Source organism: Rickettsiales bacterium, assembly GCA_035765535.1.
Classification (GTDB): Bacteria; Pseudomonadota; Alphaproteobacteria; order Rickettsiales; family JABCZZ01; genus JABCZZ01.
The window spans coordinates 24,048-50,404 of the sequence record DASTXE010000001.1 but is presented as its reverse complement, the minus strand read 5'-3'; the positions used below and the strand labels follow the sequence as shown (position 1 = coordinate 50,404).

The window sequence follows — 26,357 nt, the reverse complement described above, 5'->3', positions numbered from 1 at the left end:
TAGTCTAAATTTCCGAAATCTGTTTTCCATCCGCCGAAAGGTAAAACCTGACGCCGAGTTTTTTTGCTTCCGCTGAAAGATCATCTGTCAGCGCATATAATGTTACCCATCCCTGCGACTGTAGTTCTTTTACTTTCGCCATTGCGGCCTGTTTACCCACGAGCAGTTTTTTAGGCTTTGCCGGGCGCGGCAAAATGCCGAGCAGCGGCGTCACATAAATCGTAAATCCCGTCGCCGGTTCGCCTTCCACCGTATAACGTCCGCCGCGCCCCAGTTCATAACGCAAACCACGCGCAAAGATCGAGAAGCTGATGCCGTTATGGTAATCGAAGCCGCGATATTCGATCGGGTCGATGGTGAGTGCAAGCGATGGGCAGTGACGTGCAACACGCTGCGTCAGCTCACGTAATGCACTTACCTGCGGGATGTTCAGAGAGTCCAGCACCGTAAGCGCTTTAGCCGCAGGGCCTGCCGCTCCAACCAGCGCAGCCAGCGTGCTACTTGCTTTTACGGGCAGCTTCGCGATCATCTCCGCATCTTTGCGTGTCACCGCATCTTTAATCCGGGCTTGCAGCGCCGGATCGTTTTTTGCTTCAGGGCATAATTCAGCCACCAGCCCCGGCAGGTTGATGTCAATCGTGATATCGGTAATGCCAAGCGCTTCAAGCGACCATGCAGCAATCGTAATAACTTCGATATCGGCCTGTAACGCGTCCGAACCGATCAGCTCCATGCCTGCCTGTGTCAACTGGCGTTCATTCCTGAGCGCTTCCGGCACGGTCTGAAGTATCTGCCCCGCATAGCACAAACGTAATGGCCTCGGCACAGAAGCCAGACGAGAGGCCGCAATACGCGCGACCTGCAGCGTCATATCCGCGCGCACTCCCATCATGTTTTTGGAAACCGGATCCAGCACGCGGAATGTCTGCCTGGCGAGTTCTTCACCGCGACCTTCAAACAGGCTTGTTTCGAACTCCATCAGCGGCGGCGATACCTGCTCATAGCCGAATGCAGAAAATGCACCGAGCAGTCTGGAGACGCAACCGGACTCCAGAGCCGCATCGTCCGGCAGCAGGTCGTAAAAGCCTGCGGGCAATAAAGGCGCTGTTTTACTCATAAGGTGCCTTTATAGTCACTCTTGTTTTTTTCACAAGGAACTTCTGTGAATCGGGGAGGAAAAAAAGCGGTTTTTCAGGGCATATTCCCCTGCTTAAAATTCCATCCACGAACCCTGTGGATAACTCTGTTGAAAACCATAGGTTAATAATATATTAACCAAGCAAAATAAGGGTTCTCACCGCTTTTGCCTATTTTTTAGGCATAAAATAACACATTGTTATTTATATATTTTATCGGTTTTCTGCGGTTCCTGTCACATTTCTGTCATAAAACTACGGGTTTGCTTGATCTTTTCTTTATGCCTGTGCAAGAACCGTCGGAAAACCCTAGAGCGAAACCGCTGAAATTACTACAAAAGCCTGTGCCATCGGATACTCGTCAGCCAGACTCAAATGAAGTCGCGGTTGCATCCCTTGAGGGATCATCGCCTGCAATATTTCACGTGCCTTTCCGGTAAGCACAAGTTGCGGTGCACCGCCCGGCAAATTCTCGACAGCGATTTCATGCCATTGAATGCCCTGCCCTATGCCGGTGGAAAGCGCTTTCGCACAAGCCTCTTTCGCCGCGAAACGCTTGGCCAACGTCGCGGCCTTGCCTTTTAATCCTGAACGGCCGCGCTGTTCGGCGATGGCAATTTCAGTGGGGGTAAAGATGCGCTGTTCAAAACGCATTCCGAAACGCGCCAGCGATCTCTCGATCCTGCGTACATCTACAAGATCATTACCGATGCCAATGATCATTTCCTGGCGTCCTGCATGAGGCGTCTCATCTTGCCAATACATTCCTTCAGCCCAATGAATATCGCTTCCCCGACAATGAAATGCCCGATATTGAGCTCCATGACCTGCGGGATCGCGGCGACAGGGCCAACGCTTGCAAAAGAAAGTCCGTGACCTGCATGGCACTCTAGACCCGCTTGCGATGCAGCTCGCGCAGCTTGCTGTATCTGCGTTAAATATTGCTGCGCTGCTTCGCTACCGTTTTCTTCGTATACTTCACAGTATTTGCCCGTGTGCAATTCCACCACCTGCGCACCTGCTTCCGCTGCAGCCATGATCTGTGTTTCGACAGGATCGACAAACAGCGAAACTCTGATTCCCGCATCACGCAGCGGCTTGATATATTCTTTCAGGTGCTTCAGCCCGCCAATAACATCCAGGCCGCCTTCCGTTGTCACTTCCTGACGCTTTTCCGGAACAATACAAGCCGCATGCGGTTTTGCTTTCAGCGCAATCGCCTGCATTTCCTGCGTCGCCGCCATTTCAAAATTCAGCGGCAGTTTGATCTCACGCATCAGTCGTTCAATATCCGCATCGCGTATATGCCGCCTGTCCTCGCGCAAATGCGCTGTAATGCCATCCGCCCCCGCTTCGGCTGCAAGATGCGCAGCCCGCACCGGATCGGGATGCAGTCCACCACGCGCATTACGCACAGTTGCTACATGGTCAATATTGATTCCAAGACGTAAGTGTTCCATTGCTGTCCTACTTTAATATAACCGGAGGCGCTTTGAATACCGAGCCCTCGACGCTATCGCCCGGACGGATGTCGCTGGCCTGTGCAGCACCGTCTTTCAAAAAAATGAATGCGCGGATAGGCTTATCGCTGTCGATCGGTTCGCTCAAATCCGGCAGGGAAAGCTCGGGCGCGATTTTGTCGATAATACCGTCTTCCTTGACGAACAGCACATCTACTTTACCCAGCAGGTTAGAGGATTTCAACTGCGCTTTCGCCGGAGGATCAATCAGGGTCATCATACCTTCACGATCATTAAACGGCTGGTGAGCAATAAAATCATGCTGCTGCAGAAAGCTCAGAGGGCGTATTTCCACCGTGAATTCCTTTACCACGCGGTGCAGTATCGGCATGAAATCGGCTGCACTGCTGTCGCCTGCTTTTTTATTCGTATCCGTCTTACTTTTTTCAGCTTCCTTCAGGCTCTCCTCTTTGAGAGATGCTGGAGACGGAACGATCTTGATCACGGCCTGGCTGTAAATAATAGGCGTATCGGCATATGCAGAGGAGAATGGAAGCAACGCACTTAATGTCAGAGCAGCAAAAAGCCTCATTGTCTTCCTCATTTCAATATTATGCGGTCGCCTTCAGCGATATGGTATTCATCCACAGCGCCGCCATTTATTTCCAGTATATATTGCACCGGTCCGCCGGAAGGAATCGGCGCGATCGATCCCGGCGTCGCATTTTTTACAATATGGCTTACGACCTGCTTGTCGTTAATGAACAGCATATCCAGCGGAATTAAGGTGTTCTTCATCCACATGGCAGTGGCTTGTGCTTCAGGGAATTTAAAGAGCATGCCATGCCCCTTGGGCAGGCTTTCACGAAACATCAGCCCTTGCCTCATTTGTTCTTCATTCGTGGCCACTTCCACCGTCAATGGTATATGCGCGCGACTTGTGATAATCGTCACATGTCCCGCGGGAAATAATGGCGCGGCTACAGCGCTTGTGCATTCCAGCAAAAAAACCGCAAGCAGCAAAGTCTTGTATATCTTCTTCATAAGCCGTTCCTAGAAGTCCGGGTTTTCATAATGCGCGGGCGGGCGAACGCTCGGTATGCGGTCGGCCAGCACGGCACGCATGGAAGGGCGCGATTTCATGATCGCATACCATTCCTTCGCTTTCGGGTTATGTTCCCACGGAACATCCCCCAGATAATCCAGGGCCGAAAAATGCGCTGCAGCCGTAATGTCCGCCAATGTGATTGTGTCACCAGCCAGATATTGCTGTTCCGCCGTCAGATATGCAATATAGTCCAGATGATATAATATATTCTTTTTACCGGCGCGAATAGCCTCGGATTGCGGCTCGCCATAGCTCATCAGGCGCTTGAACAGTTTCTCGAACAGGATATTCTGTGTGACTTCATTATCGAACTTACGGTCGAACCAGTCGATGATACGCCTTATCTCAGCACGCTCGCTGATGGAGCTGCCGATATAACGCTTGTTATTGTCGCGATAAGCTTCTTCCAGATACTCCATGATCGCGTAACTGCCGCAGACAAGTTCGCCGTCTTCTTCCTGCAATACAGGCACTTCCCCTGCGGGATTCAGCGCGAACAACTCCTGCCGGCGTTCCCAGAAATTTTCCTGTACGAGGTCGAATTCCAGTTCCTTCTCGCGCAGCAAAATGCGTACCTTGCGGCAATACGGCGATAATGGAGTATGGTAAAGTGTCCGCATCGTCTCTCTGTCTACTTAGGAAAAACTGCAAAGTACCTTGCATAATTCGGCACTAGCACTATACAACAGTCTGAGGAAAAACAACCGCAAATAAATACATACCCATGCCCAATGTGTTAAAAAATGACTTGACCGTGCCGGATGCTTCCGGCCACTTCGGAATTTACGGCGGACGCTTCGTCGCCGAGACACTTATGCCGCTCATTCTTGAAGTGGAAAAGGCGTACGAGCAAGCCAAGAGCGATCCTACGTTCCAGCAGGAACTCGATTATTATTTTACACATTATATCGGCCGCCCGAGCCCACTTTATTATGCACCGCGCCTGAGTGAACATTGCGGCGGAGCGAAAATTTATCTTAAGCGTGAGGAACTGAACCATACCGGCGCGCACAAGGTCAATAACTGTATCGGTCAGGCGCTGATTGCCAAGCGCATGGGCAAGAAGCGCATCATCGCGGAAACCGGCGCGGGCCAGCATGGCGTTGCAACGGCGACCGTCTGCGCACTGTTCGGCCTTGAGTGTATTATCTATATGGGCGCGCGCGACATTGAACGACAGATGCCCAACGTGTTCCGCATGAAACTGCTCGGTGCGAAAGTCGTACCGGTGGAAAGCGGATCGCGCACGTTGAAGGATGCGATGAACGAAGCGCTGCGCGACTGGGTCAGCAATGTACATGATACATTCTATCTGATCGGCACCGCCGCAGGCCCCCACCCTTACCCCGCCATGGTGCGTGATTTCCAGGCTGTGATAGGCCGTGAAACGCGCGAACAGATCATGGCAGTGGAAAAGCGCCTGCCTGATACGCTGGTTGCCTGCATCGGCGGCGGCTCCAATGCGATCGGGCTGTTCCACCCGTTCATCGAAGACAAAGATGTTAAAATGATCGGCGTTGAAGCGGCGGGTCATGGAATTGACACGGATAAGCATGCTGCCTCCATTGCACGCGGACGCGCCGGTGTGCTGCATGGCAGCCGCACTTACCTGCTGCAGGATGAAGACGGCCAGATTCTGGAAGCACATTCCATTTCTGCAGGGCTTGATTATCCCGGCGTCGGACCCGAGCATTCCTGGCTCAATGACACAGGACGTGTGCAATATGTTTCCATCACGGATGACGAAGCGCTGCAGGCGTTCCAGCTCTGTGCGAAGCTGGAAGGTATCATTCCCGCGCTGGAATCAAGCCACGCGATTGCGCATGTTTTGAAAATCGCCCCCACGCTGCCGCGCGACCACCTGATCGTGGTGAACCTTTCGGGACGCGGCGACAAAGACATTTTTACCGTAGCGAACGCTTTGGGAGTGAAGATATGAGCGGGCGCATTGAACAAAAATTCGCTTCGCTTGCTGCTGCAAAACGTAAAGCGCTGATAACGTTTATTATGGGCGGCGATCCTACACCGGAAGCATCTTCTGCCATACTTGCAGGCTTGCCTGGAGCAGGTGCTGATATTATTGAAGTCGGCATGCCGTTTTCTGACCCGATGGCAGATGGTCCAACGATTGAGGCTGCAGGCCTGCGTGCACTTGCTGCAGGCATGACGCTTAAGAAAGTGCTGGCGCAGGTAGAAACATTCCGCAAGCAGGATACCACCACTCCCATTATTCTTATGGGCTATTACAATCCGGTTTATGCTTACGGCGTGGAGCGCTTCTGCCAGGATGCGCAAAAAGCAGGTGCCGACGGCGTGATTCTGGTCGACCTGCCCCCGGAAGAAGAAAACGAGTTTATCGACACGGCAAACCAGCATGGCATTCGTCTCATTCGTTTGATTGCTCCGACAACGGATGATAACCGTCTTGCGGCCATCGGCCAGAATGCAGGCGGATTTCTTTATTATATTTCCGTGACCGGTATCACGGGCGGCAAGTCCGCCGATATGGAGTCGCTTAAGACTCGTGTGCATCATTTGAAGTCAAAGACAACGCTTCCCGTTGCCGTCGGATTTGGGATTAAGACACCGCAGCAGGCTGCGCAGGTCGCTGCGTTCAGCGATGCCGTCGTCGTCGGCTCGGTGCTTGTGGATTATATCGCTAAAGGCAACCCAGCAGAAGCACTTGGATTTGTCAGCTCACTTAAGAAAGCCATGGAGCCGTAATTTTTATGATCAAATATCTCGTCATGACCACGCGCAAACCGACCTTCCAGCAATCCGCCATTGAACCGCACTATGCATTCCTGGATGAATTGCGTAAGCAGGGCAAGCTGGAATATGCCGGGCCGTTCACGGATAAAACCGGCGGTGCGTACCTGCTGAAAGTGAAAGATATGGAAGAAGCGAAGTCCATCGCGTTTCGCGATCCGGTCTACACGACCAATTCTTCCGACATTAAAATTTACGAGTGGGATGCGAAAGCCTAATCAGCCCCGGACGTTAACGGGCTGCCTTGCCTGAGGTGGATAACCACCTTGCGGCGCCACCACGGTCTGGCCACTATTTACGTTATATCCGTTCTGGGGAAGGCTCATGTTATCCACCTGCCCTCTGGCTCTTGTCATGGCTTGCTGCTGATCGACCGAAGGACCTTCCCGCTCACGCTCGCGTCCACGTCCGCGTTCCGGTTGCATTTGCTGCTCCGGTGATGGAGCCGGTTCGACATGATCATTTTTATGGCGGAAATGATCCCATACTTTCTTAGCCGCCCAAAGCCCGATACCTACTGCCGCCACCGGAAAGGCCACCGCGCCAAACGCGCCAAGCGTTGCGGCTGCTGTTGCCCCCATGAGATGCGTCACAAATGCGCCGCCCATCACCTGGGTTCCCAAATGACTTGCGCCTGTTAATATAGTCGATGCCACTCCGGGTATATCCGCGACCACATGGCCGATTGCCGTGGCCACACCGCTGATAGCATGCCCTGCTCCTGCCCAGAACGTACCCCAGCCGGGATTGCTGGCAGCTACAGCATTCATCGCGTCAAAGCCCCCGACTGCGCCGATGCCTACTGTGCCTACCGATCCGACTACTGCTGCTTTACGCCAAAAGCCCATATTATTCTTTTAGATAGATTGCCATAGCTTGAATTATAGGTGGAATCCCCTGCAAGTCCAAGTGAAGGTTTCGTTACAATCAAGAAATATATTGAATTATCTCAATAATCTGTTGAGGCTTTCACATTGTTGGCAGCCTCTTCCCGGTATTTTGCAGCTTCCTCGATGTTTCTGGCCAGCAACGGCAGGTTATATTGCGGCAGCGAAGCGTCGCCATAGATCGGCTCGCCAGGATTGCAGCGCTTCTCAATTCCATAGAAAGCGCCAGCCAGAATGACTTCTATGACCTGCAGTATATTCGCATCGCTTCCGGCCACACGATGCTCAATATGTTTGTTGTTAAGCGGTTTATTGGGAAGACGCAAAGCGGTGGTACGATTGTTCGTACCCCAGCTTACTGTTGTAGGCGCATTGGATTTTCCCGTGAAACGCAAATAAGATTCAGGGTAAGGTGCAAACACCATCATATTCGGATTCATTCCTGCCAACAGTCCACCCATAGCATGCAAAAGCGGCGCGCTGAAAACATCGTTCTCGCGAGTGAAAATATTCACTCCCTGTGTATCTTCCAAATGCAGGTGGATATGCAATCCGCTGCCCGGCTGATCCGGTAGCGGCTTCGCGGAGAAATCATCCTTGATTCCGTGGGGCAGGAATGTATCCGCAAGCACGGTTTTGAAATATTCTGTCGCAGTTGCAACTGACTTATAATCAGGGGAAGGATTCAGCGCTATTTCGTATTGATTGCGCCCGCGCTCCTGCTCGGCGGAAGCAAGCCAGATACAGGCTTTATCACAGCCTTCTTTTACCAATGTTATGATTTGTTCCGGCGTGAATTTTTCATCTGCGCCATGCAGGTAAAATTCTATTTCCGTCGCTATGACCGGCGTAAACATATTTGGTTTTTATATATGGGGGAACGCTTCCCCATCCCGGCTCCGCCGGGATTCCCCGTGGGGTCGTCGTATAGAACTCCTCCGCGTACCCACGCGGAAGAGCCCATACTGATAATTAATTAAGCAACCGATTCAAGCCACTCGACCAGCTTGCTCTTGGGCATGGAGCCCACCTTGGTCGAAACAGCTTTGCCGTCCTTAAACAGGATCAGGGTGGGAATACCACGCACGCCATATTTTTGCGGTGTTTCGGGGTTCTTGTCGATGTTCACTTTGGCAACAGTGACCTTGCCTTTCATCTCGCCAGCGATCTCGTCGAGAATCGGAGCGATCTGCTTGCAGGGGCCGCACCATTCCGCCCAGAAATCCACCAGCACTGGGCCGTTAGCTTTCAATACGTCTTTTTCAAAATCGGCATCATTTATATGTACAGTCATAAACACATCCTTTATGCAGTTGTCCTTTTATATATAGGTCAGGAAAACGGGTGCCGCAAGTGCTATCCACCGCTATTGCGCCACCTCCTTTTTTTCCTGCTCGCGGCAGAAAGTACGCATGCTGGATAACGCATTTCCCAGTGCATCAAATGCGGCACGCACATACACAGTGATACCGTTGACCGGCAGCCCCATGCTTCTTCCCGCATCGATAGCCGCTATTTCCTCAAAACATATTTTGCTGATCAGGTTTCGCTCGCGCGCGTTCAATGCATCCATTGTCTTATATAACTTATCCTCGGCGCTCATGCGGCTAAGATTGATAAACTCCAGACTTGAATGAGTCTTGCCGATACGCGGTTCATAAGACGGTCCGCGCAGGAAAGGACGGTTCGCAATCGTCCAGTAAGTGATGATCTGCAGACCATACAGATGCTGCATTTCATCTATAATGCCATTACGGAGCAATTTATCGATTCGCAGCGGCTCATCCACAATCCCTATATTATTCCTGATTAGCACCCCTCCTTTGACGATTCGTTCCTGTGTCGGCAGGTTCGGGTAGCCATCCAATTGTTTCAGAAGTGCTTTATTATGCTTTTTCCTGCGCGCCATCCTGTGCTCCATTGATTGAAAATGATTGAAAAAGGTTATTGTCTTCAAGACACCCTTAAATTTACGGGAAATATCCCACAACTGTCAACGGGAATCTTCCCCAGTGACTTGAAGGGCAGAATGAAGGAAAATTACCGTTATGGAAATTACTCGTGAAAATTTGTTAGCACTCATCAAGAACGGACTTGCGCAGAACAAGCTGAGCATCTCCGCACTTGAACGCCAGGCCGGTGTTCCCAAGGACACGGTGCGGGATTTTCTGCGCGGGAAAACTCAGGTATTGCGTGCGGACAAATTGCAGAAGATCATGCGCGTCCTGCAGCCGGAAGAAAAAATTCATATCTCTGGCGAAGCCGGACGCGACGCAGAAATTTTTCCCATCTCACCGAGCGCATCTGGCGCACTTGAATGCCCGCCGGGATTCTCTCCTTCCGACGTTGCAGCAGTGCGCGTAACTTCCGATGCCATGCTTCCCGTCTTCCATGAAGGCTGGATTATTTATTACAGCAGCAAGGCTGGCTCAAGCACGACTGAACCGGTTGAGGGCTGGCAGGTCCCCTATAACAAAACCGGTACCGGACCGTATTCAGAGTTTCTCGGCAAACCCTGTGTGGTGAAGCTGACGGATGGACGGGTTTTTCTGCGTACACTGAAAGCTGGCAGCGAACCGGGGCGCTATAATCTTATCGCTTATAATGCGAGCGACATTACGAATGTGGAAGTCGCCTGGGCTGCAAAAATCGTCTTTATCAAGACGTAAATTTTATACGTTAACGCCCGCCAGGCACAGCAGATAGTATAATATTCTTCCTGTTACAATCAGCGCAATTGCTCTTCGCGGCGCTATGCGCAGGAATCCGGCAATCAATATATAAAGATTGAAAAACGTCCCAATGACCGGAATAGCGGAGAACGGAACCATCAATACGAACATGGTATAATTGTTATAGCGTGTTATGCGCTGATACCATTGCTCGCTAAACGCAAACCAGTCGCCACGTTTGCCGCCGACATAATAACCCAGAGTAAAATTCAGCAGTGCGCCACATGCTGATCCGATCACCGCTGCAAATGTGGCAAACCAGAGATTATGGCTGCCGAACTGCACGGCTGCAAACCATGCATTTTCCGACACCGTAGAAAAGGCAATGGCGGATTTAAAACTGTTTATGAGGATCAGTGTATAAACGTCCATCCGCTACCCCAGCCGTCATGTATCACAGGCCCGCATGATCTTCTCATACGGGCCTGGATCATCCTTAGTTATTGCTTGGTCTTGCTGCGTTCACCCAGCTGATTGATCAGGTAATCGAACCCGTTCTGTGCAATGGCGGAAGAAAAGTCCGAACGCTGGGTCGTAATCATGCTGACACCTTCAACAATGATGTCATACACCTTGAACTGTCCCGCATCGTTTTTCTTCACGGTATATTCTGCAATTACATCTTCCTGCTGCGGACGCTTAATACGCATCGTCACTGTCTGCCCGCCTCTGTTGTCCGGCACTACGCGCGTAACTTCAAAATTCGCATTCGTAAACTTCGCAAAATCCGACGTGTAATGCGCAATCAGAAACGCTTTATAGTTCGCAAGATATTTCTGCTGCTGTTCCGGGGTTGCCGCCTTCCAGTTACGGCCGACTACGAATTTTGCAATCCAGTCGATATCGACATTTTCCTGGAACATTTTTTCCAGTGCCGATTCCTTTTCCTGATCGCTCTGCGATCCTTTCACAACAGACAATGCCTGCTTGCCCAGGTTATTGACGAACGCGCTTGCGTCCGCCTTGTCATCTGCATAAACAGATGCGGAAAACATTCCCGCAAACACTACCACTAAAACCGCAAGCCAACGCTTTGCACGCATATCGCCCTCTCTTTCTTGGAATTCCAATCAGGTCCTCTTTTAACAGGCAGAAAGCCTGTTTCCCAGAACATTCTATGAAGAAAACCTATTTTTGCTCCCGCGCATCATCCCCGAGATAGTTCTTCACGAAGCTGCCACGGTTCTGCAGATACATGCTGCGGAATGTCGCATACGGATCGAAGGAGTCGCGGTAAACGCGATCCGTGACCGGCAGGTAATCCGCACGCTTCACGAGACCGTCCACCGCGCCGCGCGCGAGCGACTCGTTCGTCGTCAGGATATAGGTGAACGGATCGGATGCGATGTCGACCAGCAGACCGAGCGTATCACGCGCATCGGACGGACCGAGTACCGGCAATACGATATAGGTTCCCGTACCGGCGCCATAGACGCCCATCGTCTGGCCAAAATCCTTGCGGCGCTCTTTCTTGATGCCGAATTCCGTAGCCACGTCGAACGCACCGGCCACGCCGAGTGTGGAGTTCACGACAAAGCGACCGAATGTGCGCTCAGCGTTATTGACGTCACCCTGCAGCGCCGAGTTCAGGAATACGACCGGCGAAGTCAGGTTGGTCAGCACGTTCCTGACCATCTTCTGGCCGTATTCCGGCATGACGCCGAGATAAATATGCGCAAGCGGCTTTAACAGCACGCCGTCCAGCACTTCGTTAAACTTGAAGATGCCACGGTTCAGGGGTTCCAGCGCGTCCCGATCCTGCGGAGTGGGTTCTTCGCGATCCTGCTGAGCTGCAGCCTTATTATTATCCGCAAGGTCTACCTTGAGAGGTTCTCCCGCTTTCTTTTCTGCACAGGCCGACAATACCGTTGTAGCTAAAAGCAGAAGACCAGCGATAGCAACTTTGCTGGCAAAATTCCGCCCGTTTTCATTTCCGTTCATGGCTTTTCCGTCGTTGTTCTTGTTTTTATGCCCAGCTTTTATACATGCCGCACTATTTTGGCAATATTGAGAGTACATGATAATTGCTAATTATCGATTTATATTCTATACAATACAGAGCTTTTCCTAGTGGATATGAGACTATTTTGCACGCATAGTTGCATAATTACAACAAATATAATCCCCCTATGAATCCTACCCGTTCGTTTTTTCATCTCTTCTATCTGCTGCTATACGCGGCAGTATGTTTTTTCTCGTCCTCCGCTCATGCCATTTCACTGATACGCGATGCGGAAATTGAAGACACGTTGCGTGCGTATGGCAATCCCATTTTCAAAGAAGCAGGGCTTAACCCCAAGGCTGTGCATCTCTTCATCGTCAACGATTCCAGCATCAATGCCTATGTAGCAGGCGGACAGAATATGTTCATTCATACGGGCCTGATTCTGAAGACCGATACACCGAACATGCTTATCGGCGTTATGGCGCATGAAACCGGCCATATGGCGGGCGGCCATCTTGCGCAGGGCACGGAACAGCTTAAGAACGCGCAGATGGGAGCCATTATTTCCGCGGTTCTGGGTGCAGCGATGGTGGCTGGCGGCGGCGGCGAAGAAGGCATGGCCGTCATGAGCGCGGGCCAGCAAGTGGCTATGCGCAATTACCTGCATTTCAGCCGTGGAAATGAAAGCGCCGCAGATCAGGCGGCACTTGACTATCTCGACCAGCTCGGTATTTCCGCTTCCGGCATGCTGCGAATGATGGAAATACTCCGCCAGGATGAGAACCGCAGCTATGGCAGCCCCGATCCCTATACGCGCACCCATCCGCTTAACATCGACCGTATCACCCATATTCGCGATCACGTCATGCATTCCACTATCAGGGAAGACTTCGAGCCTGCAGGTTTTAATGAACGCCACGCCCGCATGATCGCCAAGCTCAGCGGCTTTATCGATCCGCCAGAGCAAACACTCAATACCTATCCTAAGACGGACCACTCCGTCCCTGCCCGCTATGCGCGCGCCATTGCTTATTACCGCCTTCCGGATTTGCCGCAGGCGCTTGCGGAAATCGACAGCCTTATCAAGGAGTCGCCTAAAGATCCTTTCTTCCATGAACTGCGCGGACAGATACTGTTTGAAAACGGCCGCGTCGCCGAGGCACTGCAATCTTATGCAAGAGCAGCCACTCTTCTGCCTAATTCGCCTCTGATCCTGACCGATTACGGCAAAGTGCTGCTCGCCAATCAAAGCAAAGACAATCTTGCTAAAGCTATCCATGTACTTGAACATGCCAACATCCTGGACAGCGCCGATCCTAACACCTGGCATCAGCTCGCACAGGCATATGCACAAGCTGGTAATATGGGGAAATTTTATCTGGCCTCCGCCGAAGAATCTTCACTGGAGGACAATCCAGGCGAAGTTATACGCAATGTCAATCTTGCGCTGAAGAACCTCGGCAATGACCGGACTGCAAAACTGCGGGCAAACGATCTTCGCCTTTATGCTGAAAAGGAAAGACAGGAGCATAAGGAAGATGGTTCACAATTTCATTTGAGCGCGGGACATGGATAAAGATAAAAATCCCGCCATCAAGCGCTATTCACTTTTCCCGAAGCCATTTGCAGCTTCTGCCGAACCTGTGCTGAAACCAATTTATAAAAAATACGGATTCGCCGAACACCGCATACTGACAAAGTGGGCAGAGATTGTCGGTGCTGAACTTGCCGCCTGCTGCATTCCTCAGAAGCTTACACTGGGCAATCGCAAGACCGGCGGCACATTGCACGTGCTGGTCGCAAGCGGCCGTGCACTTGAGCTTCAGCATATGCAGCCGCTGATTCTGAAACGGATTGCGGTGTATTTCGGCAGCAGCGTCGTGCAGAAGATCACATGCATGCAAACCAGCTCCGCATTACTACGCAAGCAGCCGCCCGCTTCGCGTTCCAAGCCATGTGTGCCGTCGGAAACGATCTGCGAGATCACGTCATCCTGCGCTGACGAGGCGCTGCGAAACGCTCTTATTTCACTTGGAACAGCTATGAAATTCAACAACTAAGACTGGTGCAACAATTATATTAGACAAACCATTTTCACTATGCTACTTAGCATCTGTAATTTGCAAACAACTAAGGATTTTAGACTTATGACCGATATCGCTGCACGTGTAAAAAAGATCGTAGTAGAACATCTTGGTGTTGACGAAGCGAAAGCAGTCCCCGAAGCCAGCTTTATCGATGATCTCGGAGCCGACAGCCTTGACACGGTAGAATTGGTTATGGCGTTCGAAGAAGAATTCAACTGCGAAATCCCGGATGAAGCTGCTGAAAAAATCCTGACGATCCAGGATGCCATCAACTACATCCAGCAGCACAGCTCCGCTGCCGCTTAATATTTAGTTATTAATTAGTACGTTTATATTCAGATGACTCGTCGCGTTGTAGTTACGGGGTTAGGCCTGGTTACTCCGCTGGCTTGCGGAGTTGAAGCAAGCTGGAAAAAGCTCATTGCCGGTCAGTCCGGCATCGGACCGATTACCCAGTTCGATGTTTCTGACCTCCCTGCCCGTATTGCAGGCATGGTTCCCCGCGGCGAAGACGAGCCTGAATTCAATGCCGATAAATGGGTTGCGCCGAAAGAGCAGAAGAAGATGGATGATTTCATCATCTTTGCTATTGCGGCTGCAACTCAGGCTATTGAAGATTCTGGCTGGAAGCCTGAAACGGACGAAGAAAAAGAAATGACCGGCGTCATGATTGGCTCCGGCATAGGCGGTCTTGCCGAAATCGAACGCACTGTACTCGAAATGCGCGAAAAAGGTCCGCGCCGCGTCAGCCCGTTCTTCATTCCCGCAAGCCTTATCAATCTGGCCTCGGGTCATGTTTCCATTATGTACGGCTTCAAAGGCCCGAACCATTCCGTGGTTACCGCCTGCGCGACGGGCGCTCACGCCATTGGCGACGCTGCCCGCCTGATCCAGTTCGGCGATGCAGATGTTATGGTTGCAGGCGGGGCGGAAGCTGCCGCATGCCGTATAGGCATTGCAGGATTCGCGGCTGCACGTGCGCTTTCCACTTCGTACAACGACACGCCGCAGCAGGCATCCCGCCCATGGGATAAAGGCCGTGACGGTTTCGTCATGGGTGAAGGCGCCGGTATCGTGGTACTGGAAGAATATGAACACGCCAAGAAGCGTGGCGCAAAGATTTATGCTGAAGTGGTCGGTTATGGCCTCTCCGGCGATGCAAACCACATTACCGCTCCGGCCAGCGATGGCAATGGCGGTTACCGCGCCATGAAGGCCGCGCTGAACCGTGCAGGCCTGAAGCCGGAAGATGTCGACTATATCAACGCACACGGCACCTCAACACCGCTGGGTGACGAGATCGAACTGGCTGCGGTAAAGCGCATGTTCGGTGAACATTCCAAGAAGCTTTCCATGTCCTCCACCAAGTCGGCTATCGGCCATCTTCTCGGCGCAGCTGGTAGCGTGGAAGCAATATTCTCCATTCTTGCCATCCGTGACCAGATCGCTCCGCCGACACTGAACCTGAACGACCCTTCCGAGGGCTGCGATATCGATCTGGTGCCGAATAAAGCCAAGCCGCGCACGATTAATGTCGCGCTCTCGAACTCTTTCGGATTTGGCGGCACGAACGCTTCGGTTATCTTTAAGAAGATATAAGGTTCATTGGTATATTAAAATATGAGGGCGCGATTATTTCGCGCCCTTTTTATTTGTGCTCTTTTCTACGCCGCCATATCGCGACTTGATCGCGGTATCTCTTTGTCCATTGCATAAGATCCCGCTGTCAAGCAGCGGGATGACGATAAGAGGATTCAGCCACAAAAAAAGGCGGTGGTATTCCCACCGCCTTTTTCTTAAAACGTAGTAGCTTAGCTTGCCATTTTCTTCTGCTGCAGTTCGCCGCGCAGCTTTTCGGCTGCTGCGACCATTGCTTCCAGCGCAGGCTTCACTTCCGCCCAGCCGCGAGTCTTCAGACCGCAATCCGGATTGACCCAGATCTGTTCAGCGGAGAGTACGCTGAGCGCCTTGCGCAGCAGTGCTTCCATTTCTTCCTGCGACGGAACGCGCGGGCTGTGAATGTCATATACGCCCGGCCCGATCTGGTTGGGGTATTTGAAGTTCACGAATGCATCCAACAGTTCCATCTGGGAGCGCGAGGTTTCAATCGAGATCACATCCGCATCCATATCGGCGATGGCAGCGATGATATCGTTGAACTCCGAGTAGCACATATGCGTGTGGATCTGCGTTTCGTCTTTGGCAACGCTTGCCGAAATACGGAAGCAATCGACTGCCCAATCCAGATACGCTTTCCAATCGTCACGGCGCAGCGGCAGCCCTTCACGGATTGCAGCTTCGTCGATCTGAATGATCTTAATGCCTGCGGCTTCCAGATCCGCCACTTCGTCACGGATCGCCAGAGCGATCTGGCGGCAGGTTTCGCTGCGCGGCTGATCGTCACGCACAAAGGACCATTGCAGGATCGTCACCGGTCCGGTCAACATGCCCTTCATTTCTTTCTTCGTCAGTGACTGCGCATACTTTGCCCATTCAACCGTCATCTGCTTGGGACGCGCTACATCACCGAAAATTACCGGCGGCTTCACGCAACGTGCGCCATAGCTCTGTACCCAGCCATTCTTGGTGAAGGTGAAACCGTCAAGCTGTTCGCCGAAATATTCGACCATGTCGTTACGTTCGAATTCACCGTGAACGAGCACGTCGATCCCGATCTCTTCCTGGTACTTCACGCAGCGCGCCGTTTCTTCCTTCAGGAAGGTATCATAGGCTTCCGCTGTGATTTTGCCTGCCTTGAAGTCAGCACGCTTAGCACGCACTTCCGCGGTCTGCGGATAGGAACCGATGGTCGTCGTCGGCAGCAGCGGCAGGTTCAATGATTCCTGCTGTTTCTTGATACGCGCTGCAAACGCACTCTTACGGCTGCGCATGGAAGCATCTACCTTCGCTGCGCGGTCTTTCACCTGCAAGTTATGAATGCGGGTCGAAGTGCGACGCGCTTCCTGCGCCTTGCGGCTGGATTCCAACTCCGCTTTCACTGCCGCATGGCCTTCGCTCACCGCTTTGGTGATGATGGCGATTTCGGCCAGCTTCTGCTTGGCAAATGCCAGCCAGCTTTTCAGCTCTGCATCGAGCTTGTCTTCAATATCGAGATCCACCGGCGAGAATTGCAGCGAACAGGATGCCGCAACCTGTACCCGTTCCGAACCTACTTTGGATACGGCCTTTTCAACCAGCTTGATCGCCGCGTCGAGATCCGTACGCCAGATGTTGCGGCCATTCACCACGCCAACCGACAGGCTCTTCTTGGCGGGCAGTTTTGCCAGCACTGCATCCAGCTGTTCCGGCGCCCGTACGAGGTCGATATGCAGACCGTCCACCGGCAGTGAAACAGCCGTGTCGAGATTGTCGCGCAGATCGCCGAAATAGGTGGTCAGCATGATGTGCAATTCCGGTGCAGCAGCAGCCAGTTTTTCGTAAGCGGTTTTGTAGGCTGCACGCGTTTCGTCGTTCAGATCGAGCACGAGACAGGGTTCATCCACCTGTACCCAGTCAGCGCCCAGCGCAGCAAGCTGCTTCAATACGCGCTCGTAAACCGGCAGAAGTTCCGGCAACAGTGAGATAGCAGATTTGCTGCCGCTCTTCATTTTAGCCAGCAACAGGAACGAAACCGGCCCCAGCAGCACAGGGCGCGTATGCAGGCCCTGCAGTTTGGCTTCCTTGAATTCGTCGAAAATCTTGTCGGATGCCAGGCGGAATTTCTGGCCTTCATGCAGTTCCGGCACGATATAATGATAGTTCGTGTCGAACCACTTGGTCATTTCCATCGCCGATGCGTCATGCGCATGCGCACATGTTTCCCCCGCTTTGTGTTCGTGCTTATGCTGCACGCCGCGCGCCATTGCGAAATAGGTGGCGAAATCCACCTTCTCACCGGTGAAGCCGTAACGCTCCGGAACAGCACCGACCATCGCGATCGTGTCCAGCACCTGATCATAGTAGGAGAAATCGTTCGACGGCACGTGCTTGATTCCGGCACGGTGCTGCATCGTCCAATGGGTCTTGCGCATTTCCTTGGCAACATCCTTCAGCGCCTGTTCGGTCAATTCACCTTTCCAGTAGCTTTCCAAGGCTTTTTTCAGTTCGCGGTTTGCCCCGATACGCGGGAAACCCAAATTTGCAGCAATCACCATTACTCTCTCCTTGACTAAATGAGGGGGACGATATTTATCGTAATATTCCATCATTAAATCAACGGTTTTCTTATGTCGGACTGCCATTTGTATCTTGTTTCCCCTCCCCGCCTGCAATTGGAGGGGTTCCTCCCGCAGCTTGAAGCCGCATTGGCTACGGAAGCGGTAAAGGCTTTCCAATTGCGCCTGAAAGAAGCAGACGATCAGGAAATCTTAAATGCGGCCAGAGAGATAGTACCTTTATGCCGTGAATATGACATCGCGTTCATTCTGAACGACCGGGCTGACCTCGCCGTGCAGTGCGGCGCGGATGGCGTGCATCTGGGACAGGAAGACATGACCGTAGCGGATGCCAGAAAGATTCTTGGCGATGAGGGAGTGATCGGGGTGAGCTGCCACGCTTCAAAAGACATGGGAATACGCGCAGCCGAAGAAGGCGCAGATTACGTTGCGTTCGGCGCTTTCTTTCCGACAAAGTCCAAACCGCAGGAAAAAGTGGAAAAATGGGGTATCCCGACGCCGGAAATCATCGAATGGTGGTCCACCTATACGACCATACCCTGCGTTGCAATCGGCGGCATGAAGCCGGAAAATTGCGGCCCACTTGTCACTGCAGGCGCGGATTTCATCGCCGCGATTACTTCCGTCTGGGAACATCCGCAGGGAGCCGCCGAAGCTGTCAGGGAATTTGAGCAGGCTATTGCCAAGGCAAAAGCTTAGGCGGCCGTCTTTTCCTGCGTCAAGAGCAGCATCTCTTTCTGCAGCTTCTCGATCGCCCGGCTTTCAATCTGGCGGACGCGTTCGCGTGAAATATTATAGGTCTTGCTCAGGTCTTCCAGTGTAGCCGGCTGTTCTTTCAGGTGCCGTTCGCGAATGATATCCTGCTCACGTTCACTGAGCTTGGCAATCGCACTTTCCAGCATACGGCTATTCAACTTGCGCTCCTGGCTTTCCGCAAGCAATGTTTCCTGATTGTCCGACGGTTCCGCCAGCATATCCTGCCATTCATCGTCACTGTCGCCCCCAACTTTGCTGTTCAGATGCTGGTCATGCGCAGACATGCGCGTATCCATGTCGATCACGTCTTCTTCGCTGACACCCATCTTCGCCGCAATCTCCGTCACTTCTTCCGGAGTCAGCACACCGTGCGTGAGCTCATTCGCAGCCTGACGCATGCTGTTCTTGACTTTGCGCAAACCGAAAAAGAGCTTCTTCTGGGCAGCGCTTGAGCCAAGCTTCACCAATGACCAGGAGCGCAGGATATATTCCTGAATCGCCGCCTTGATCCACCACATGGCGTAAGTGGCCAGACGAAAGCCGCGGTCAGGGTCGAAGCGGCGCACGGCCTGCATGAGGCCGATATTGCCTTCCGCCACGAGCTCGCTTGAAGGCAGGCCGTAACCGCGATACTGCCCGGCAATCTTGGCGACCAGACGCAGATGGCTTGTGACAAGCCGGTGCGCGGCCGCAATATCATTATGTTCCTGAAACCGCTTGGCGAGCATATATTCTTCCGCCTCGGTCAGGAGAGGTATTTTCCGTATTTCGGCCAGATACCGGCGGAGCCCGCCTTCCGCCGAAACGACAGGAAGCTGATTCGTCATGCTGTTACCTTATGAAATCGTGCGAACTGCACATGGAATTAATCTTTTGTTAATATAATCCCCTGCCCAGGATTTTTCAAGTCCAACCGTATTTTATTCAATTTAAGCGCAAACTCAGCGATTTGGGGATTTACATTCCGCAAGACTGTTACTATAAGCATGGCGAACGATGCAATAAAGGGGTGTAGCTCAATTGGTAGAGCACCGGTCTCCAAAACCGGGGGTTGCAGGTTCGATTCCTGTCGCCCCTGCCATTTATATGGCACCATCAATAGTATGGCTGGAATATTTTCTCCTTTACCCCTAGGTCGTTTCTCCTCCTTAGCCCTTTCTATTCCTGATACTTACAAAGAATTATCCTCTTGTAATAAGCGCGCTTCGTCTTATATTAGCTTCATTGGTGATTACACCCTCGGAACCTTACGCAAAGCAAGCTTTTCCTTGCACTTTGTCGGTGCCGAACTGAGCTTAGTGAGAATCAAATGGCTACCGATACAAAAAAAATAATGCTGAAACTGGGTGCAGATGCACGTGAAGCTTATGGGCTGCTTGCAGAGTCCTCCGCCAAACAGCGCAATCAGGCTTTGACGGAAGCCGCCGCCGTTTTACGCGCAGACAGCAAGAAGATTCAAACTGCGAATGCCAAAGATATGGCGGCTGCGCGCAAGGCCGGTATGGGAAAAGCCATGCTCGACCGGCTGGAACTTACGCCCGCACGTATTGAAGCAATGGCGAAATCGCTTGAGGACATTGCTAAATTACCGGACGCACTTGGTAAAACGCTGGCCACGTTCAAACGCCCCAATGGCCTCGTGATTGACCGAATCTCCGTTCCCCTTGGTGTCATCGGCATCATCTATGAATCGCGCCCAAATGTGACGGCGGATGCAGGGGCGCTGTGCCTGAAATCCGGGAACGCTGTTATCCTGCGCGGCGGTTCCGACAGTTTTCATTCCTCAACCGCTATCGCCAACTGCCTCAAACAGGGCCTGAAAGCGGCGAGCCTGCCTGAACATGCTGTACAGCTTGTCCCCACAACGGATCGCGAAGCTGTCGGCATGATGCTACGCATGACACAATATCTGGATGTCATCATTCCCCGTGGCGGCAAGTCGCTTACGTCGCGCGTGATGAAAGACAGCCGCGTCCCTACCCTGCTTCATCTGGACGGTAACTGTCATACCTATATTCACAAGAACGCCGATCCCGCCATGGCGCAGGAAGTGCTGCTGAACGCTAAAATGCGGCGCACGGGCATCTGCGGTGCGACCGAATCACTTGTGATCGACAAGGAGATGCTGCCCTTGCTGCCCAAACTGGCGGATGCACTTATTAAGGCAGGCTGCGAATTACGCGGCGATGCGGAAGCCCGCAAGGTGGATGCGCGTATCAAACCCGCCAAGGCCAGCGACTGGAGTACGGAATATCTGGATGCGATCCTGTCCATTAAAACCGTTGGCGGCATTGATGAAGCCATTCGCCATATCAATACTTACGGTTCGCACCATACGGATGCCATTATTACGAAAAACGCTACCGCCGCGGCAAAATTCCTGAAAAACGTGGATTCGGCCATTGTGCTGCATAACGCATCCACCCAGTTCGCCGATGGCGGCGAATTCGGATTCGGCGCGGAAATCGGCATTGCCACCGGCAGGCTGCATGCACGCGGCCCCGTCGGCGTGGAGCAGCTCACCACGTTCAAATACGTCGTCAGAGGTAACGGACAGACAAGGCCAAAATGACCTCCCGCTTACGTATCGGCTTGCTCGGAGGCTCATTCAATCCGGCGCATGAAGGCCATCTGCATATCAGTCGCGAAGCCCTTAAACAGCTGAAGCTGGATCAGGTGTGGTGGCTGGTTTCACCCCAGAATCCCCTTAAATCCAGGACGGACATGTCCAGTTATGAGGTTCGGCTTGCTTCTGCCCGCTCCATGACCCGCAACGACCCGCATATTACCGTCAGCGACTTCGAGCAAAAACATGGCCTGCAATATACTTATGCCACGCTTGCAGCGCTGAAGAAGCATTATCCTGGCACTAAATTCGTCTGGATCATGGGGGCAGACAACCTCGCGAGTTTTCACCGCTGGCAACGTTGGCGCTCCATTATTGAAATGATGCCGATTGTTATTTTTGATCGTGCGCCGTTTTCCCATATCGCGCTGCGTTCCAAAGCCGCGCTCGCCATGCAGCGCCTGCGCCTGCCGGGACGAGGCATTTCTGCCATTGCCGATAAAGCGGGGCACTGGGCCTATATGTATATCCTTGCTCGCCGTCACCCCGCTTCTTCCACAGCAATCCGTGCCCGCCGCAAGGCCAAAACCACGTCATAAATCTTTCACAAGCTCGTCATAAACCCGTAACAATAGTTTGCTATTCTTTTTTCTCTACAGGAATAAAAGCTCACGGGAAAGGAAGAGTTTATGGACGCTATTACAACACTTTACAGCGCAAATGGTCTCATATTCGGTGCCGCTTTCCTCCCGCAGATAGTCACGCTTATAAAAGACAAGTCCGGTGCGCTGACCATGAACCTAGCGACCTGGTCGCTGTTCTCAGCCTGCAGCCTTGTCACCTTTATCTATGCCTGCACCCATAACGGCGATCATCATTTCATTTTTTGCAGTGCAATAGGAACGTTTGGAAATACAAGTATTTTACTGCTCGGAACGATGCGGAGGATGCAATATGCGCTGGTTACAAGGCGTTCCGGGGATCTATTAACAGCCAGCAGTTCAGTTAACACTTATTAAACCATTAAATCAACGCATAATTTTCACGTATTTTTTCATACCGCCTCTTGATTATTCTCCCAGTTTTTGCGATAATCGAATTTGTCGGGAAAATAAAGCAGAAGGTGGGCAGGAAATGGCAAGATTTGCGAAGAACCATGTTTTTGTTGTGGCATCGTTCCTCGCTGCGCTGAGTATTTCCTTTGCCGCTCCTCAATCTGCATATGCTTCCAGCAAGCATCACCACCACCATCACCACAAAAAAGCATACCATGCGGTCTACAAAGCTCCGCATGTTGCTACGATCGTAGTGGATGCAGATAGCAACCAGGTGCTGGAATCCGAAAGCGCCGACGCTTTGCACTACCCCGCTTCACTCACCAAAATGATGACGCTGTACCTGACCTTTGATGCGCTCAAGCATAATAAGCTTTCGCTGGATCAGGACATCATCGTCTCGCGCCATGCCGCTGGCATGCCCGCTACCAATATCGCTCTTTCCCCCGGCGAACACCTGAAAGTGAAAGATGCCATTCTGAGCATCGTCGTCAATTCGGCTAACGACTCCGCGACCGCGCTGGGTGAAACGATCGGCGGAACGGAAAGCGACTTCGCTCAGAAAATGACCCGCAAGGCGGCTGAACTGGGCATGAAAAACACCGTATTCCAGAACGCTTCCGGCCTTCCCAATCCCCGCCAGCATACCACGGCACGCGATATGGCAATGCTCGGTCTCGCTCTGAAGCGCGACTTCCCGCAGTATTTTCCGTTCTTCAAAACGGAATCTTTTACGTTCCGCGGCAACACCTACGTCACGCATAACCATGTCATGATGCGTTATGCCGGTGTAGACGGCATCAAGACCGGCTTTATCCGCGCTTCCGGCTTCAACCTTGTGACCTCTGTCAATCGTGACGGACATCATCTGGTTGCCGTGGTACTGGGGGGCAGCACTTGGCGCTCACGTGACGACAGGATGATCGCGCTGCTGGATAGAACCTTCAATCACCTCGCCATGCTTCCCGGCAGCAACCGCGTGCGCCTCTCTTCTGCCATTCGAAACCATCAGGCTCAGCCTGCTTTTGCTGAAGAACAGCAACAGCAGCAACCTGTGACCAATGGCGAAGGTGACGAGAGCGAACGCTAATATTTCGGCGCGGCTCATTTGAATCTACTGCATTCGTAGCTTTTACGGTTTTCTATCTGTTAGATAGCAGCACATCATTTTCTGTTTTTGCATTTTCACTGAAGAAAAACGCCTTCCCGTCATAAAACCTTAACCATTCGGTGCTATTATCTCTCTAACAAGAGAGGAATTATCATGGCTGAGTTCATTCAGGAAATATCATTGGAACAACTGGCAACCGAATTAAAGCCTGTTGCGGCTACTGTTCCAGGCCATACTATTACCTCATCACAGTTTCCGCGCACGGTCGATACAATTCATATGCTGCAGCGCGCAGGCGTTATCCAAGGCGACCATGTCAGAGTGATTCTTCACTCTTCTTCCGAATCAAGACACTGATTATTGCGGCCTGCGCAAGCGCTGCTCTACGACCCTGATCAGCAACGGCACCATAAGCGATGTAACGATAGAGAGCATGGCGATATGATCCATGCCATTGAGGCTTTTATCGCTATTTTCACTCAGCAGACGCGTGGATAAAAAAGCACCACACGCCATTCCTATCCCCTGTACACAAGAAAAGAGCGACATAAAGCCCGCCCTTTCCTGTGGGGGTGGAATCTTAGTAGCCAGTGTCGTAGAGCTTACATTGCGCATTCCCATGGCAAACATTGTCAGCATGAAGAAAGCTGTCGCGGACATTGCCTTAATCGGCATTATGAACGACACAAACAGCATGATTATAAATACGGTCATGCTGATAAAGCTCGTGATGAATGAGTTGAAACGATCCACAATCTTGCCCGTCATCTGCACCGTGATAAAACTCACCACTCCGCCGACGCTATACAGCCAGCCCAGATCGGCGCGCGGATAATGCATGTTGTACTGCACATAGGCGGAGAGATTCGGAATCAAGGTAAAACTCGCGATCATGGCGATGAAGACGTACAGATAGGTGAGACGGTTGATCGGCTTGGCCAGAAGTTTCAGCAGATAGGAAAGCGATGTTTTCGTATGCACATGTGCGAGATGCGCTTTCATTTCCGGCATCAGTTTTGTAGCAGCCAGTATGACGATCACCCCGAGAGCGGCTGTGGTAAAAAATGGTGTAGCCCAATTTCCCAGATGCGCCACTTCCAAACCGAACGGCACACCGAATATCGCCGCCAGAGAGAAAGCCGACATGATCTTGCCCATTGCATGACCGCGGCGCGCTGGTTCCACGACATCCGCCACAATTGCCCATGCCAATGAAGTTGCCGGACCGCCAAATATTCCGGCCAGAATACGGCATATCAGAAGCGACGAAAAACTCCACGCGCAACCGCCGAGCGCCGTGGCAATCATCAACCCACCGAATGCAGTGAGTATGGCTTTCTTACGGTCAAACCCATCGATGAACAATGAACACACAATACCCGACACTGCTGCGGCCGCCGTATAGCTGCCACCGATCCAGCCGAGATCGCTCTCATACATTCCAAGCGCTTTGGCAAAGTCCGGCCCCAGCGGCATAACCATCATGAAATCCAGAATATTCACAAACTGAATCGCACCGATGATCCACAATATGGAACGCTCGGGAATATGCGGATAAAGTGAAGAAGACATCTTTTATATTGCGGCGAACGGAAAACTGTTTTATTTGGCTATATCGCATATATACAAACATTTCGCAATCGCCATGAAACTCATCCCGCTGCATATTTTCTCCAACAAGACGAAGATCGATTTCATAGGCACACGTTGGTTCGGCTTCGGCATATCGATCCTGTTCACGCTCATCTCTTTTTTCGTGCTGGCAACGCACGGTCTGAACTGGGGCATTGACTTCACCGGCGGTGTGCTGGTGGAACTGCGCACCGAACAGCCGGCCGATCTCGCCAAGATGCGCGACACGCTGGACGGTAAAGGGCTCGGTGAAGTTTCGCTGCAGAGTTTCGGCGATCCGCGCGATGTGATGATCCGCATTCAGTCGCCGAAAAATCAGGAACAAAACACGCTCGTGCAGAAAGTGAAGACGCTGCTGGCGGACGCTGTGCCGGGCAAGATCGATTACCGCAATATGGAATTTGTCGGTCCTACCGTTGGGCAGGAATTGATCCGCAGCGGCGTTCTGGCTACTGTTTTTGCCTGCCTTGCCATTATGGGCTATGTCTGGTTCCGCTTCGAATGGCAGTTCGGCGTGGGTACGCTGCTGGCGCTTGTGCATGACACGGTCATGGTCATTGGATTCTATGCGATCTCGCATTTCGATTTTGGATTAAATGCGGTCGCCGCTGTTCTTACGATCATCGGTTATTCGATGAACGACTCGGTGGTGATCTATGACCGTATCCGTGAGAATATGCGCCGCTATAAGAAAATGCCGTTTGACGATCTGCTGAATCTCAGCATGAACGAGACGCTTGCACGTACGGTGCTCACCTCTTCCACCACCTTGCTTGCCGCACTCGCACTTGCGCTGTTTGGCGGCGAAGTAATCCGTGGTTTCAGCTGGTCGCTCGTGTTCGGCATCGTTGTGGGCACCTACTCTTCCATTTACATTTCCGCACCGACGCTCATTTATCTCAAAATCCGCGAAGCTAAAGAAGCCAAGGCTGCATAAC

Annotated in this window: 31 protein-coding genes and 1 tRNA gene; 16 read left to right on the top strand and 16 right to left on the bottom strand. The window is 52.1% G+C overall.

Annotated features, from left to right (window positions below; translation table 11 throughout):
- Positions 1-4: 4 nt before the first annotated feature.
- The 6 genes from VFT64_00300 to VFT64_00275 all read right to left on the bottom strand — a co-directional run bounded on the left by VFT64_00300 (position 5) and on the right by VFT64_00275 (position 4,324).
- Positions 5-1,117 (bottom strand): ATP phosphoribosyltransferase regulatory subunit, encoded by a 1,113-nt coding sequence (locus VFT64_00300; GenBank protein HEU5046263.1) that lies wholly within the window; start codon positions 1,115-1,117, stop codon positions 5-7.
- A 328-nt stretch (positions 1,118-1,445) separates the two neighbouring features.
- Positions 1,446-1,859 carry a holo-ACP synthase gene (gene acpS / locus VFT64_00295; protein HEU5046262.1) on the bottom strand — a complete coding sequence of 138 codons (414 nt, stop codon included), beginning with the start codon at positions 1,857-1,859 and terminating at the stop codon, positions 1,446-1,448.
- Positions 1,856-2,596 (bottom strand): pyridoxine 5'-phosphate synthase, encoded by a 741-nt coding sequence (locus tag VFT64_00290; protein ID HEU5046261.1) that lies wholly within the window; start codon positions 2,594-2,596, stop codon positions 1,856-1,858. Before VFT64_00290 ends, acpS begins: the two co-directional genes overlap by 4 nt.
- 7 nt (positions 2,597-2,603) lie before the next feature.
- Positions 2,604-3,188, bottom strand: a complete 585-nt coding sequence (locus VFT64_00285) for a DUF192 domain-containing protein (GenBank protein HEU5046260.1) — start codon at positions 3,186-3,188, stop codon at positions 2,604-2,606.
- A gap of 8 nt (positions 3,189-3,196) precedes the next feature.
- The gene (locus VFT64_00280) at positions 3,197-3,640 is read right to left on the bottom strand and encodes a DUF192 domain-containing protein (GenBank protein ID HEU5046259.1); all 444 of its coding nucleotides are present in this window, start codon (positions 3,638-3,640) and stop codon (positions 3,197-3,199) included.
- A gap of 9 nt (positions 3,641-3,649) precedes the next feature.
- Complete coding sequence (locus VFT64_00275; GenBank protein ID HEU5046258.1) at positions 3,650-4,324, bottom strand: glutathione S-transferase family protein; 675 nt, start codon at positions 4,322-4,324, stop codon at positions 3,650-3,652.
- 104 nt (positions 4,325-4,428) lie between these two features.
- Between VFT64_00275 and trpB the strand changes: the two genes are divergently transcribed.
- From trpB to VFT64_00260, 3 genes are read left to right on the top strand one after another with little or no spacing between them, the layout of a single operon-like run.
- The gene (gene trpB, locus VFT64_00270) at positions 4,429-5,643 is read left to right on the top strand and encodes a tryptophan synthase subunit beta (GenBank protein ID HEU5046257.1); all 1,215 of its coding nucleotides are present in this window, start codon (positions 4,429-4,431) and stop codon (positions 5,641-5,643) included.
- The gene (gene trpA / locus VFT64_00265) at positions 5,640-6,428 is read left to right on the top strand and encodes a tryptophan synthase subunit alpha (GenBank protein HEU5046256.1); all 789 of its coding nucleotides are present in this window, start codon (positions 5,640-5,642) and stop codon (positions 6,426-6,428) included. The genes trpB and trpA overlap by 4 nt, the downstream gene beginning before the upstream one ends.
- A gap of 5 nt (positions 6,429-6,433) precedes the next feature.
- A complete protein-coding gene (locus VFT64_00260) occupies positions 6,434-6,691 on the top strand; it encodes a YciI family protein (GenBank protein HEU5046255.1) in 258 nt (85 codons plus the stop codon).
- Here the strand turns inward: VFT64_00260 and VFT64_00255 are convergent, their stop codons facing one another.
- The 4 genes from VFT64_00255 to VFT64_00240 all read right to left on the bottom strand — a co-directional run bounded on the left by VFT64_00255 (position 6,692) and on the right by VFT64_00240 (position 9,269).
- Complete coding sequence (locus tag VFT64_00255) at positions 6,692-7,321, bottom strand: hypothetical protein (protein HEU5046254.1); 630 nt, start codon at positions 7,319-7,321, stop codon at positions 6,692-6,694. It lies immediately after the preceding gene.
- A 101-nt stretch (positions 7,322-7,422) separates the two neighbouring features.
- Positions 7,423-8,217, bottom strand: a complete 795-nt coding sequence (locus tag VFT64_00250) for a glutamine synthetase (protein ID HEU5046253.1) — start codon at positions 8,215-8,217, stop codon at positions 7,423-7,425.
- Between the two features lie 119 nt (positions 8,218-8,336).
- A complete protein-coding gene (trxA, locus tag VFT64_00245; GenBank protein ID HEU5046252.1) occupies positions 8,337-8,654 on the bottom strand; it encodes a thioredoxin TrxA in 318 nt (105 codons plus the stop codon).
- A 72-nt stretch (positions 8,655-8,726) separates the two neighbouring features.
- A complete protein-coding gene (locus VFT64_00240) occupies positions 8,727-9,269 on the bottom strand; it encodes a hypothetical protein (GenBank protein HEU5046251.1) in 543 nt (180 codons plus the stop codon).
- A 139-nt stretch (positions 9,270-9,408) separates the two neighbouring features.
- Between VFT64_00240 and VFT64_00235 the strand changes: the two genes are divergently transcribed.
- Positions 9,409-10,029 carry a helix-turn-helix domain-containing protein gene (locus tag VFT64_00235; protein ID HEU5046250.1) on the top strand — a complete coding sequence of 207 codons (621 nt, stop codon included), beginning with the start codon at positions 9,409-9,411 and terminating at the stop codon, positions 10,027-10,029.
- Between the two features lie 3 nt (positions 10,030-10,032).
- On the opposite strand, the gene VFT64_00230 is transcribed toward VFT64_00235, so the two are convergent.
- From VFT64_00230 to VFT64_00220, 3 genes are all read right to left on the bottom strand, one after another.
- On the bottom strand, positions 10,033-10,464 hold the full coding sequence (locus VFT64_00230; GenBank protein ID HEU5046249.1) for a VTT domain-containing protein: 432 nt from the start codon (positions 10,462-10,464) through the stop codon (positions 10,033-10,035).
- A gap of 68 nt (positions 10,465-10,532) precedes the next feature.
- Positions 10,533-11,135, bottom strand: coding sequence for an ABC transporter substrate-binding protein (locus VFT64_00225; protein ID HEU5046248.1), 603 nt, complete (start codon positions 11,133-11,135; stop codon positions 10,533-10,535).
- 85 nt (positions 11,136-11,220) lie between these two features.
- Positions 11,221-12,033, bottom strand: a complete 813-nt coding sequence (locus VFT64_00220) for a VacJ family lipoprotein (GenBank protein HEU5046247.1) — start codon at positions 12,031-12,033, stop codon at positions 11,221-11,223.
- A 188-nt stretch (positions 12,034-12,221) separates the two neighbouring features.
- Here VFT64_00220 and VFT64_00215 point away from each other — a divergent pair, with 188 nt between their 5' ends.
- From VFT64_00215 to fabF, 4 genes are all read left to right on the top strand, one after another.
- Positions 12,222-13,613 carry a M48 family metalloprotease gene (locus VFT64_00215; GenBank protein ID HEU5046246.1) on the top strand — a complete coding sequence of 464 codons (1,392 nt, stop codon included), beginning with the start codon at positions 12,222-12,224 and terminating at the stop codon, positions 13,611-13,613.
- Positions 13,606-14,097 (top strand): DUF721 domain-containing protein, encoded by a 492-nt coding sequence (locus VFT64_00210; protein HEU5046245.1) that lies wholly within the window; start codon positions 13,606-13,608, stop codon positions 14,095-14,097. The genes VFT64_00215 and VFT64_00210 overlap by 8 nt, the downstream gene beginning before the upstream one ends.
- An 87-nt stretch (positions 14,098-14,184) precedes the next feature.
- Positions 14,185-14,430: an acyl carrier protein gene (locus tag VFT64_00205; protein HEU5046244.1), complete on the top strand. Its 246-nt coding sequence runs from the start codon at positions 14,185-14,187 to the stop codon at positions 14,428-14,430.
- 33 nt (positions 14,431-14,463) lie between these two features.
- Complete coding sequence (fabF, locus tag VFT64_00200; GenBank protein HEU5046243.1) at positions 14,464-15,723, top strand: beta-ketoacyl-ACP synthase II; 1,260 nt, start codon at positions 14,464-14,466, stop codon at positions 15,721-15,723.
- Positions 15,724-15,935: 212 nt separating this feature from the next.
- Here the strand turns inward: fabF and metE are convergent, their stop codons facing one another.
- Positions 15,936-18,278, bottom strand: a complete 2,343-nt coding sequence (metE, locus tag VFT64_00195) for a 5-methyltetrahydropteroyltriglutamate--homocysteine S-methyltransferase (GenBank protein ID HEU5046242.1) — start codon at positions 18,276-18,278, stop codon at positions 15,936-15,938.
- Positions 18,279-18,350: 72 nt separating this feature from the next.
- On the opposite strand from metE, the gene thiE reads away from it, so the two are divergent.
- On the top strand, positions 18,351-18,998 hold the full coding sequence (gene thiE / locus VFT64_00190) for a thiamine phosphate synthase (GenBank protein HEU5046241.1): 648 nt from the start codon (positions 18,351-18,353) through the stop codon (positions 18,996-18,998).
- On the opposite strand, the gene rpoH is transcribed toward thiE, so the two are convergent.
- Positions 18,995-19,882 carry an RNA polymerase sigma factor RpoH gene (rpoH, locus tag VFT64_00185; GenBank protein HEU5046240.1) on the bottom strand — a complete coding sequence of 296 codons (888 nt, stop codon included), beginning with the start codon at positions 19,880-19,882 and terminating at the stop codon, positions 18,995-18,997. The genes thiE and rpoH overlap by 4 nt on opposite strands.
- Positions 19,883-20,060: 178 nt before the next feature.
- On the opposite strand from rpoH, the gene VFT64_00180 reads away from it, so the two are divergent.
- The 6 genes from VFT64_00180 (at position 20,061) to VFT64_00155 (ending at position 24,144) form a co-directional block, all read left to right on the top strand.
- Positions 20,061-20,136: transfer RNA gene (locus tag VFT64_00180), tRNA-Trp, on the top strand.
- A 228-nt stretch (positions 20,137-20,364) separates the two neighbouring features.
- On the top strand, positions 20,365-21,627 hold the full coding sequence (locus VFT64_00175) for a glutamate-5-semialdehyde dehydrogenase (GenBank protein ID HEU5046239.1): 1,263 nt from the start codon (positions 20,365-20,367) through the stop codon (positions 21,625-21,627).
- A complete protein-coding gene (nadD, locus tag VFT64_00170; GenBank protein HEU5046238.1) occupies positions 21,624-22,220 on the top strand; it encodes a nicotinate (nicotinamide) nucleotide adenylyltransferase in 597 nt (198 codons plus the stop codon). Before VFT64_00175 ends, nadD begins: the two co-directional genes overlap by 4 nt.
- Before the next feature lie 90 nt (positions 22,221-22,310).
- Positions 22,311-22,640 (top strand): hypothetical protein, encoded by a 330-nt coding sequence (locus VFT64_00165; protein HEU5046237.1) that lies wholly within the window; start codon positions 22,311-22,313, stop codon positions 22,638-22,640.
- Positions 22,641-22,755: 115 nt separating this feature from the next.
- The gene (locus VFT64_00160; GenBank protein ID HEU5046236.1) at positions 22,756-23,766 is read left to right on the top strand and encodes a D-alanyl-D-alanine carboxypeptidase family protein; all 1,011 of its coding nucleotides are present in this window, start codon (positions 22,756-22,758) and stop codon (positions 23,764-23,766) included.
- Positions 23,767-23,940: 174 nt separating this feature from the next.
- Positions 23,941-24,144 (top strand): hypothetical protein, encoded by a 204-nt coding sequence (locus tag VFT64_00155; protein HEU5046235.1) that lies wholly within the window; start codon positions 23,941-23,943, stop codon positions 24,142-24,144.
- On the opposite strand, the gene VFT64_00150 is transcribed toward VFT64_00155, so the two are convergent.
- Entirely contained in the window at positions 24,145-25,359 is a 1,215-nt protein-coding gene (locus VFT64_00150; GenBank protein ID HEU5046234.1) for an MFS transporter, read from the bottom strand.
- Between the two features lie 73 nt (positions 25,360-25,432).
- Between VFT64_00150 and secF the strand changes: the two genes are divergently transcribed.
- Positions 25,433-26,356, top strand: coding sequence for a protein translocase subunit SecF (gene secF / locus VFT64_00145; GenBank protein HEU5046233.1), 924 nt, complete (start codon positions 25,433-25,435; stop codon positions 26,354-26,356).
- Position 26,357: the final 1 nt, after the last annotated feature.

What these genes read in the sequence shown, in the direction of transcription:
- VFT64_00300 (HEU5046263.1), bottom strand. Translation starts at nt 1,117, where the DNA reads ATGAGTAAAACAGCGCCTTTATTGCCCGCAGGCTTTTACGACCTGCTG.
- acpS (HEU5046262.1), bottom strand. Translation starts at nt 1,859, where the DNA reads ATGATCATTGGCATCGGTAATGATCTTGTAGATGTACGCAGGATCGAG.
- VFT64_00290 (HEU5046261.1), bottom strand. Translation starts at nt 2,596, where the DNA reads ATGGAACACTTACGTCTTGGAATCAATATTGACCATGTAGCAACTGTG.
- VFT64_00285 (HEU5046260.1), bottom strand. Translation starts at nt 3,188, where the DNA reads ATGAGGCTTTTTGCTGCTCTGACATTAAGTGCGTTGCTTCCATTCTCC.
- VFT64_00280 (HEU5046259.1), bottom strand. Translation starts at nt 3,640, where the DNA reads ATGAAGAAGATATACAAGACTTTGCTGCTTGCGGTTTTTTTGCTGGAA.
- VFT64_00275 (HEU5046258.1), bottom strand. Translation starts at nt 4,324, where the DNA reads ATGCGGACACTTTACCATACTCCATTATCGCCGTATTGCCGCAAGGTA.
- trpB (HEU5046257.1), top strand. Translation starts at nt 4,429, where the DNA reads ATGCCCAATGTGTTAAAAAATGACTTGACCGTGCCGGATGCTTCCGGC.
- trpA (HEU5046256.1), top strand. Translation starts at nt 5,640, where the DNA reads ATGAGCGGGCGCATTGAACAAAAATTCGCTTCGCTTGCTGCTGCAAAA.
- VFT64_00260 (HEU5046255.1), top strand. Translation starts at nt 6,434, where the DNA reads ATGATCAAATATCTCGTCATGACCACGCGCAAACCGACCTTCCAGCAA.
- VFT64_00255 (HEU5046254.1), bottom strand. Translation starts at nt 7,321, where the DNA reads ATGGGCTTTTGGCGTAAAGCAGCAGTAGTCGGATCGGTAGGCACAGTA.
- VFT64_00250 (HEU5046253.1), bottom strand. Translation starts at nt 8,217, where the DNA reads ATGTTTACGCCGGTCATAGCGACGGAAATAGAATTTTACCTGCATGGC.
- trxA (HEU5046252.1), bottom strand. Translation starts at nt 8,654, where the DNA reads ATGACTGTACATATAAATGATGCCGATTTTGAAAAAGACGTATTGAAA.
- VFT64_00240 (HEU5046251.1), bottom strand. Translation starts at nt 9,269, where the DNA reads ATGGCGCGCAGGAAAAAGCATAATAAAGCACTTCTGAAACAATTGGAT.
- VFT64_00235 (HEU5046250.1), top strand. Translation starts at nt 9,409, where the DNA reads ATGGAAATTACTCGTGAAAATTTGTTAGCACTCATCAAGAACGGACTT.
- VFT64_00230 (HEU5046249.1), bottom strand. Translation starts at nt 10,464, where the DNA reads ATGGACGTTTATACACTGATCCTCATAAACAGTTTTAAATCCGCCATT.
- VFT64_00225 (HEU5046248.1), bottom strand. Translation starts at nt 11,135, where the DNA reads ATGCGTGCAAAGCGTTGGCTTGCGGTTTTAGTGGTAGTGTTTGCGGGA.
- VFT64_00220 (HEU5046247.1), bottom strand. Translation starts at nt 12,033, where the DNA reads ATGAACGGAAATGAAAACGGGCGGAATTTTGCCAGCAAAGTTGCTATC.
- VFT64_00215 (HEU5046246.1), top strand. Translation starts at nt 12,222, where the DNA reads ATGAATCCTACCCGTTCGTTTTTTCATCTCTTCTATCTGCTGCTATAC.
- VFT64_00210 (HEU5046245.1), top strand. Translation starts at nt 13,606, where the DNA reads ATGGATAAAGATAAAAATCCCGCCATCAAGCGCTATTCACTTTTCCCG.
- VFT64_00205 (HEU5046244.1), top strand. Translation starts at nt 14,185, where the DNA reads ATGACCGATATCGCTGCACGTGTAAAAAAGATCGTAGTAGAACATCTT.
- fabF (HEU5046243.1), top strand. Translation starts at nt 14,464, where the DNA reads ATGACTCGTCGCGTTGTAGTTACGGGGTTAGGCCTGGTTACTCCGCTG.
- metE (HEU5046242.1), bottom strand. Translation starts at nt 18,278, where the DNA reads ATGGTGATTGCTGCAAATTTGGGTTTCCCGCGTATCGGGGCAAACCGC.
- thiE (HEU5046241.1), top strand. Translation starts at nt 18,351, where the DNA reads ATGTCGGACTGCCATTTGTATCTTGTTTCCCCTCCCCGCCTGCAATTG.
- rpoH (HEU5046240.1), bottom strand. Translation starts at nt 19,882, where the DNA reads ATGACGAATCAGCTTCCTGTCGTTTCGGCGGAAGGCGGGCTCCGCCGG.
- VFT64_00175 (HEU5046239.1), top strand. Translation starts at nt 20,365, where the DNA reads ATGGCTACCGATACAAAAAAAATAATGCTGAAACTGGGTGCAGATGCA.
- nadD (HEU5046238.1), top strand. Translation starts at nt 21,624, where the DNA reads ATGACCTCCCGCTTACGTATCGGCTTGCTCGGAGGCTCATTCAATCCG.
- VFT64_00165 (HEU5046237.1), top strand. Translation starts at nt 22,311, where the DNA reads ATGGACGCTATTACAACACTTTACAGCGCAAATGGTCTCATATTCGGT.
- VFT64_00160 (HEU5046236.1), top strand. Translation starts at nt 22,756, where the DNA reads ATGGCAAGATTTGCGAAGAACCATGTTTTTGTTGTGGCATCGTTCCTC.
- VFT64_00155 (HEU5046235.1), top strand. Translation starts at nt 23,941, where the DNA reads ATGGCTGAGTTCATTCAGGAAATATCATTGGAACAACTGGCAACCGAA.
- VFT64_00150 (HEU5046234.1), bottom strand. Translation starts at nt 25,359, where the DNA reads ATGTCTTCTTCACTTTATCCGCATATTCCCGAGCGTTCCATATTGTGG.
- secF (HEU5046233.1), top strand. Translation starts at nt 25,433, where the DNA reads ATGAAACTCATCCCGCTGCATATTTTCTCCAACAAGACGAAGATCGAT.